The sequence below is a fragment of the Corallococcus sp. AB038B genome (genome assembly GCF_003668955.1).
Taxonomy (GTDB): domain Bacteria; phylum Myxococcota; class Myxococcia; order Myxococcales; family Myxococcaceae; genus Corallococcus; species Corallococcus exiguus.
Map to the genome: position 1 here is coordinate 1 of NZ_RAWO01000051.1, position 726 is coordinate 726.

Below are 726 nucleotides of genomic sequence, written 5' to 3' on the forward strand. Positions count from 1 at the left end.
CGTGCTTCGACGGACAGGCGCAGCCGCGTGGGCAGGTCCTGGGCGGTGTCGACAGGCTGGAACAACGCCTCCCACGAGAGAGTCGTACCCGCCGCGCGGGCCTCCGCCACGAGCGCTCGAGCGCGCATCCACTCATCGCGGAGGACGCGGAACGTGGAGCGCGACACATCGCGCGCCGTGTTCCGCGCGGGTGCGGCCGGGGCGATGACGGGCAGCAGGTCTCGCTTGCCATCCGGACGATAGCGCGCCAGCTCCGGCGTGAGGGCCACGGGCTGTGGCCAGGGCCAGGAGGCGAAGGTCCCGAAGAAGTGGGCGAGCAACTCCGCGTCGGTCTTCACCGTGCCCGGCGCCGCCCTCGTGAAGGCCCACGTCGCGAGCACCGTCCACGACAGCCCGCCGAGATAGCCGAGCGCATGCGAGTAGACGCCCCGGTCCTTGGCCCACGTCTTCACCGCGCGAAGCAGGGTCCGGAATCGCTCGCGCTGTCCTTCGTCCTCGCCCAGTGTTTCCAGCACGCCTTGCATGTCCGCGAGTCCCAGGACGGAGCGGAGTCCCGCAACATCCAGCTCCTCTCCATGGAGCGACAGCAGCGTCGAGGGCTCGCAAGGAGCCACGCCTTCGGGACGGCTGGCGTAGGACACCTCGAAGCTCACGCCTCCCAGTGACAGCTTCACCAGGGGAATGGCGGCATCGGCCACGAATCGCGCGGAGCCCGATGCGGAGGGC

The 726-nt window shown here is 70.2% G+C and carries 1 protein-coding gene; it reads right to left on the reverse strand.

Annotated features, from left to right (window positions below; translation table 11 throughout):
• A partial coding sequence (locus D7Y04_RS42480) for a poly(A) polymerase (protein ID WP_304988655.1) occupies nt 1–726 on the reverse strand: 726 nt, incomplete at both ends.